The organism is Moraxella oculi, assembly GCF_023336735.1.
Classification (GTDB): Bacteria; Pseudomonadota; Gammaproteobacteria; order Pseudomonadales; family Moraxellaceae; genus Moraxella; species Moraxella oculi.
In genome coordinates, this window is record NZ_JAMBAQ010000030.1 from 1 (window position 1) to 6,895 (window position 6,895).

Genomic DNA, 6,895 nt, shown 5'->3' on the forward strand with positions numbered 1-6,895 from the left:
CATGATAGAGATATCAATGCTAGTAAGAACATTCTTGCGGTCGGGCTTGACCGTCTAGCAGTAGGAATCCCCTCGGTTTAGCGAGGGGAGGAAGTCAACTTTGTCTTTTAAAATAGTTTGTATATCACTTGCAAATTCATCAATCATTGCCCTAGTATCATAATTTGCAAGGGTAACAGGCTCTTTGGGATAAAACGAATGGCGTTCACCTTTTAATTGCACACTTAAATAAACACTATTATTTTCATTGGTGTTTTGTAGAAATCTAACATCACCAACTTTCTTCCAGTCTTCACGGTCTAGTTTGGTAAGCAAATAAGCCTTGTTACCGTTACGAGTTTTTTCAAACTCCCTCATAACAATTTCAGTAAAAACTGGGTCGTTTTTTTCCAGCAGACCAACAACAATTGCTTGGCTTTTGCTAACTTCGTCCAACCAGCGATTTAACTTATATGGGCTTCTTGGGCGAGTTGGTAAAGCGTCTCTAAGCGTATGAGCGATTGACGCAATTTCAATGTCTTCAATCGCTTTAATGTCTTTATCAATCCATAATTTTGATAATGGTAATGTTTTGGCTTCTTCACTTGTTGGGTCTATGGCTCTAAAATAGGTCTCTTTTTTCGCCCCTGCGATGTGTTCGCCAAAGTCTTGTAGTTTTTCAGGATTGCTCATGGTATGCCCCTTAACTTAATGCGTTTAGTCGTCCGTTGTCCAGTATTCTACTGGCTCACCATCATTGTTCAAATCATCTTTTTCAAGCTCATCAGGGTTTAAAAGTAGATGTTCTAAGTCGCTGATTTGCTTTTCTAAGACTTCACTATGTTGCCAATATTCTGCGTTGCCTTGTTCAATACGCTGTTGTTTGGTTTCATTGTCTAGGCTTTCAAAATCAGGGTAATTAGCTGGGTTATATTCGCTATTTTCCCAAGTATCTGCTTCATTTTCGGCTTGTAGCTCCGCCAATTCAGCATTTTTTGTGAGCCATGTATCATAACTTTCTATGTAGGGCATATCCGCACGCTGACGAGCTTCTACATATTTTTGATAGGTCTGCTCTGTGTAATTATTCATATCTCTACCTTATGGATTATGTTAAAAAGACAAAAAGAAAAGTTAAAGGGCGTAAGTATCATAGCAGTTTTCTATTCATACTTGGGTACGCCATTCACTTCATCATAATTTTGCTTACACTTTGGAAAGCCTGAACACCCAAAAAAGCTGTACGGCTTACCAGCTTTACTTGTGCCTTTCCTGTGTATCAGTTTTTTACCGCATTTTTTACAATCAAACTCTGATAAGTTTTGAGTTGGTTTAGGCTCTTTGGGGACTGGTTTACCGTCCTTATCATTCATCATGTGATTGCAGGGGTTTTCTTTGTCATTCCAGCCACTACAACCCCAAAATAACCCAAATTTACCTGATTTTTGGTACATGGGTCTCCCACATTCAGGGCAGGGACTACTTGGCTTTTCTTTGGGCGTTGGTTTGGTGTAATTGGCTTTTAGGGCGTTTACCGTTGGTACAATCGTGGTGTTTTGCATTTGCTCGATAAAAGCATAAACATCTTGCTCACCCTTGATATTTTGCTGTTGTTCTTCCCAAACGGCAGTCATATCAGGATAGCGGATTTTGTCATCAAGCAAATCATACAAGGCTTTACCCCTGTCTGTGCTGACAATGGATTTACCCTTTTCAGCCAAATAACCACGCTCAAATAAATTTTTGATAATGGCGGAGCGTGTGGCAGGTGTGCCAATACCACCGTGTTCACCCTGTTTTTCTTTGTCCTTGTCTTTTAAAATCTTGGCAAGGTGTGGGTCTTTAACATACTTGGCAACTTTGGTTAAATCACCAAGTAGGCTTGTCATGGTGTATAATGCTGGTGGTTTGGTCTCGTGTTCGTTGGCGTGGGCGGTAACGCATTGCCCCATATCACTTGCTTTTAGACTGCGTAAATCCACGCTGGCGACATCATCAGGCAAGGCGACTTCTTCATTGCCTGTATCGTGCGTGTAGAGCTTTCTCCAGCCCATAGCCGTATCCACTCGTGCGGTGGCTTGGAACTGGTACGCCACACCGTCCACAATCACATCAAGCATGATTTTGGTTTCGTCATACTCATAGAGTGGGTAGAATTGAGCGATATAATTTCGTGCAATGACTTTGTACAGATTTTGCTCTTTTTCACTCAAACTAGACCAATTCCCCACCGTCTGCGTTGGGGTAATGGCGTGGTGAGCCGTTACTTTGGCGGAGTTAAATACTCGCCCTTTTTGGCTTGGGTTGGCATTAGAGCAAGCACCACTCATAATGTCAAAAGTGCCAGCAATTGCAGATAAAACACCGCCAACATCGGCAAATTGTTCATCGCTCAAATACTGACAGTCGGAGCGGTTGTAGGTTATCAGGTGGTGCTTCTCACGCAATGATTGCGTGATTGCCATAACATCATCAGGTTTGTAGCCAAACTTACGGCTGGCTTCCTGTTGCAATTTGAGCAGATTATAGGGTAGGGGAGCTGGCTCTTTTTTATGCTCGGTAGTCGCCACAAGTATTTTAGCGATTTTATCGTTAAGCAACTTGGCAAGATTTTGGGTAAAAATTTTGTCCGATAAACGCCCTTTTTCGTCTGTGGGGTCGGTGTCTTTGGGCTGGTATCGTGCAGTAAATGTTACGCCACCAAACATAAAATCACCTGTAATGGTATAATAGTAGCTTTTCTTATGGCTGGCATTTTCTCGGTCTCTTCGCACCACAAGCCCTAGAATTGGCGTTTGCACTCGTCCAATGTGCCAAGTTTCACGATTGCCAGTTTTTGCTTGCTCTGATAAGCTGTAAGCCCTTGTAAGGTTGTATCCAAATGATTGGTCGCCAATGGCTCTACTTTCGGCTTTCCAGCCCAAATGCTCAAATTGAACATTAGGCTTCATGTTGGCAATCGCCTTTTGAACTACCGCAGGGGTATTGTCGTTGATAAGCACACGCATAACAGGCTTTTTATTGCCAAAATAACGAAGCAATTCATCAACCAAGAGCTGACCCTCATCGTCAGGGTCGCCAGCATGAACAATGGTCTGGGCTTCTTTAACCAATTCACGGATAACCCCTACCTGTTTTTTCTTATCGGCAGGTATTTTTCTTGGAGCTGGTAAGGCTGGCTCAATCGGCAGGATGTCCATGTCCCAATATTTGTATTTTTCATCAAGTTCATCAGGGTCTTTTAAAGCCAGCATATGCCCAAAGCACCAAGTAACTTTATCTTGCTTAACTGGGTGCTCAAAATAACCGTCCTTACGCACAAAACCACCACCAAGAGCGGTACAAATGGCTTTTGCCACATCAGGTTTTTCTGCAATATATAATTTCATTCTCCAACCCATTTAATTAAAAAGACAAAAAAGAAAAATCAAAACAATCATCGTGTAGCATATATAAGCAAGTAATAAAATAACAAATCTTTGATTTTCTTATTTTTTAAAAACTTTTTAAAGATATACTACACAGTTAAATTCATCTTGAACGGCTTTGGTCGCCACTATCAGGCACTCTCACTTCAATTTCAGGCTTAATTTCATTTGGCGGTATTGGATAGCCCAATTCCAATTTACCACTTGCCACATCAGGCAAGACATTATTTAATCGGCTCATGGCGTTTTGTCTCGCTTCATTGGTATCATATCTACTCAATACATTTTCACGCCATAAATTCACTTTGGCAATATTCTCATCGCTCATTTGCGGATATTTTTCTTTGACATTTTCAGGCTTTAAACTTTCATTGAGTGATTTTAAAGCGTTATAATTTTTAGTAAATAATTCACCGTCTAAGCGTATATCTTTACCGTTTGGATTTGAAAGCGTGATTGATTTTTCATTTTCTCTTATCACATTAAATCCATTTTCTTTGAGCTTCTCAATAATATCAGAGCGTTCTTTAATTGAGCCGTCTCTCACACCATTTTGAATAAGCGTTTTAATTTCTTGCTTAATTTCTTTTTCGGTTTTTTTTGGTGCAACTTTTTCATGTTCTACCACATCAATTTCAGTCATTTTTTCAAGCGTTGTGGGTGCTTGAATATCAGTCTGATTGCTTTTGGCTTCTTCTACTTTTTCACGAACTGGCTCTTGTAATTTTTCAGCAATAACCGTATTAATGCTACGCTCTTTTTTGCTGGCTTCCAGCATTGCCAAATCACGCTCAGACGGCTGGTAGCCTTTGGTTGCAATACCACGCAAAGACGCTTCTAGCCACGCTTTTTGCTTAAATTCTTCTGTACCTTTTAATTTAATGGCTGTCCAGCCTTTGCTTTCTGCCAAGTCAAGCATGGCGTGAATGGTTTTGTCGTCTTGCCGTGAAGTGTTTAAACTATTCTTTCTGTCTTCAAAAGCAATATCTATTTGCTGTTTGTCGTTTTTGTCATAATAGTTAATTTTTTCGTCAGACATAAATCTATTTTTGGTAATACCAACATAATTATTTTTAATGCTGTCAGGCACATATTCAAAATCTTGTAATTTAATGTCTTTTTTATCCAAAAATTTATCCGCTTCTTGGGCGACATCATTGTCTTGGCTGATTTCATTGGATAAGTCTTGGTGTGGTTCGTGGCGTTCAATTTCCCATATTCTTTTTTTGGTATCTTCATCAATACCAAAGTCTTTAAGGTTTACTACATCGCCCTTTTTTAAATCGCCAGCTTTATTAAAGGCTTCTTCAAGCCCCTTGCCACGAATAGGGTCAGCCAAGTTACCTTTATCATCTTGTAAGACAAGGTAAAAAGTCTCTTTACCCTTATATTCTGCATAACCAACATCAGCGATTGTACCAGTTTTAAAATTTTGATTGCTCATGGTCTAACTCCCATTAAAAATTAAATTCATCTGTACCGATTTGCTCTTTGACAAAATCATCATCAAATTCATCTGTATCATCTAAATTAAATACAATTTCGTCATCAGAACTTTCATCTTGTTCAGCTTTGGCTTTCGCTTGGGCTTCCATTCTGTTCAGTTCAGCAAAAACTTCATCAGTAAAGCCAAGCACCGCCCCAAGTTCTGCAAGAAAATCAGGGTGTTTCTCTTGGTAATGATCAATCGGTTTGGTTTCCTTGTGGTTTTTTGGCGGTTCTAACTTCACGCCACGCATGATATTTAGCGTTCCAATAATATCTAGCTTGGGCGGTTCGCTTTCGGTTGGTATTGGCAAGCCTTTGGCAGGTCTTGATAGGCTTTTCATACGGCTACCAAATACTTGCGGATTGCTGTAATAAAAGGCTTTTTCGCATTTAATGGGCTTGGTGCGTCTAAAAAGAATGATTTGGTCTTCATCACCCATTTCCATTAGCTCTTGCGGAAGCATTAACGCACGGCTTTGGTCTGACATGGACACACTACCACCGCCACCTTTACCACGATTACGGCTTACAGATTTACCCTTAACCGTTTGAGTACCCAAGCGTTTGCTCACATGCTCCGCTTGCTCTATGGTTGTGGGTGTAAATTCCACCTGACAAGCAATGTTGGACAAAATAGCATTTGCCCCATCTTTGCCGTAAGCGTCTTCTACCTGGCTGACGCTTTGGAAAATTGGCATAAGTCGGACATTGTAGCCAGCAATATAAGCAATAGACTTTTGAATAATATCGACACGCCCCAGCGAAGTAAATTCGTCCAGCAATACTAAACATTGATATTTCAACCGCTCATCATGTTCAGGCAACACCCTTGTGTTAATATTGATAAGCTGGCTAAAAAACACATTTAACAGTTTAGAAAATCTTGATAATTCGTTAGGTTGAATACCCACATAAATTGTCATTTTCTTTTTACGCACATCATCAAGGCGAAAATCAGAATGACTTGTGGCGGTTGCCACAGACGGGTCTGTAAAGACATTCAAAGGCGACATCAGCGTTGCTAGAATGCTAGACCGAGTATTATCACTATCCACATTCACATACGCCATCATCGCTTCTATGCACTCCACAGACAGCTCTTTTACCCTTGTTTCACCAGTTTCATTGTTAATCACAATAGGCGTACTTTTTCTTTCATTGATGATTGTTGGTATCCATTCATGCAATGGCATACTGGTTGGCGTTGTCAGCTTGATAAGCTCCGACATCGTGCAAGGACGGCTTGGCGTTTCCATCATATAAAGCACCAGCCCTGTAAAAATACGCTGAGCTTGGTTTTGCCAAAATGCGTCTTTTGGGTCATCAGAAGGGTAAAAGATATTGGCAATGTTTTGAATGTCGGCCATTCTTTTTGTGTCGTCTCGGTCTATGTAATCAAGCGGATTGTAGCGGTGAGAACAGCCGTCTTCGGACTTAGGAGCGAACAAAAAGACATCTTGGTACTTGGCACGAAAGCCAGCCGTAAGCAACCAGTTTTCCATTTTAATATCCAACACCACGATACTATCAGGATAAGTAAGCAGGTTAGGAATAACGATACTTACACCCTTACCTGAGCGAGTTGGTGCACCAATAGAAATAAACTCATTCCCATAGAATTGCAAAAATTTACCCTTATGCTTGCCAATAATTACTGGCGGTTCGCTGGGAAATTTTTTCTTTAATTTCTCTTCTTCTTGGGGTGTTGGCAAAAAACCAGTTTTTCTAATTTCTGCGTCATTGGCAAACCGAGCCGAACCGTGCAATTCTCTTTTTGGTTTGGCAAATAAAGCCACCGCTACCGCCACATTAAGAATAACCCAAGTTGCAAATCCAGCACCAGCCGAACCCATAATTGCATTTTTTACTTTTGGTATATTTCCATATTGTTCATGATACAATTGACTTCCTCCCCTCGCTAAACCGAGGGGATTCCTACTGCTAGACGGTCAAGCCCGACCGCAAGAATGTTCTTACTAGCATTGATATCTCTATCATGC

At 40.6% G+C, this 6,895-nt stretch carries 5 protein-coding genes and 2 pseudogenes; 1 reads left to right on the top strand and 6 read right to left on the bottom strand.

What is annotated here, in order from left to right; translation table 11 throughout:
- Window positions 1–81: pseudogene (locus tag M2R47_RS08830) on the top strand (RNA-guided endonuclease TnpB family protein); the annotation flags it as partial.
- On the opposite strand, the gene M2R47_RS08835 reads toward M2R47_RS08830, so the two are convergent.
- The 6 genes and pseudogenes from M2R47_RS08835 to M2R47_RS08860 form a co-directional block, all read right to left on the bottom strand.
- Window positions 55–672 (bottom strand): hypothetical protein, encoded by a 618-nt coding sequence (locus M2R47_RS08835; RefSeq protein ID WP_249102210.1) that lies wholly within the window; start codon window positions 670–672, stop codon window positions 55–57. The pseudogene M2R47_RS08830 and the gene M2R47_RS08835 overlap by 27 nt on opposite strands.
- Before the next feature lie 24 nt (window positions 673–696).
- The gene (locus M2R47_RS08840; protein ID WP_249102213.1) at window positions 697–1,071 is read right to left on the bottom strand and encodes a hypothetical protein; all 375 of its coding nucleotides are present in this window, start codon (window positions 1,069–1,071) and stop codon (window positions 697–699) included.
- 71 nt (window positions 1,072–1,142) lie between these two features.
- Entirely contained in the window at window positions 1,143–3,368 is a 2,226-nt protein-coding gene (locus M2R47_RS08845; RefSeq protein WP_249102215.1) for a DNA topoisomerase, read from the bottom strand.
- 142 nt (window positions 3,369–3,510) lie between these two features.
- On the bottom strand, window positions 3,511–4,851 hold the full coding sequence (locus tag M2R47_RS08850) for an LPD7 domain-containing protein (protein ID WP_249102217.1): 1,341 nt from the start codon (window positions 4,849–4,851) through the stop codon (window positions 3,511–3,513).
- 13 nt (window positions 4,852–4,864) lie between these two features.
- On the bottom strand, window positions 4,865–6,796 hold the full coding sequence (locus M2R47_RS08855) for a type IV secretory system conjugative DNA transfer family protein (protein ID WP_249102235.1): 1,932 nt from the start codon (window positions 6,794–6,796) through the stop codon (window positions 4,865–4,867).
- A 17-nt stretch (window positions 6,797–6,813) separates the two neighbouring features.
- Window positions 6,814–6,895 (bottom strand): annotated as a pseudogene (locus M2R47_RS08860) (RNA-guided endonuclease TnpB family protein); the annotation flags it as partial.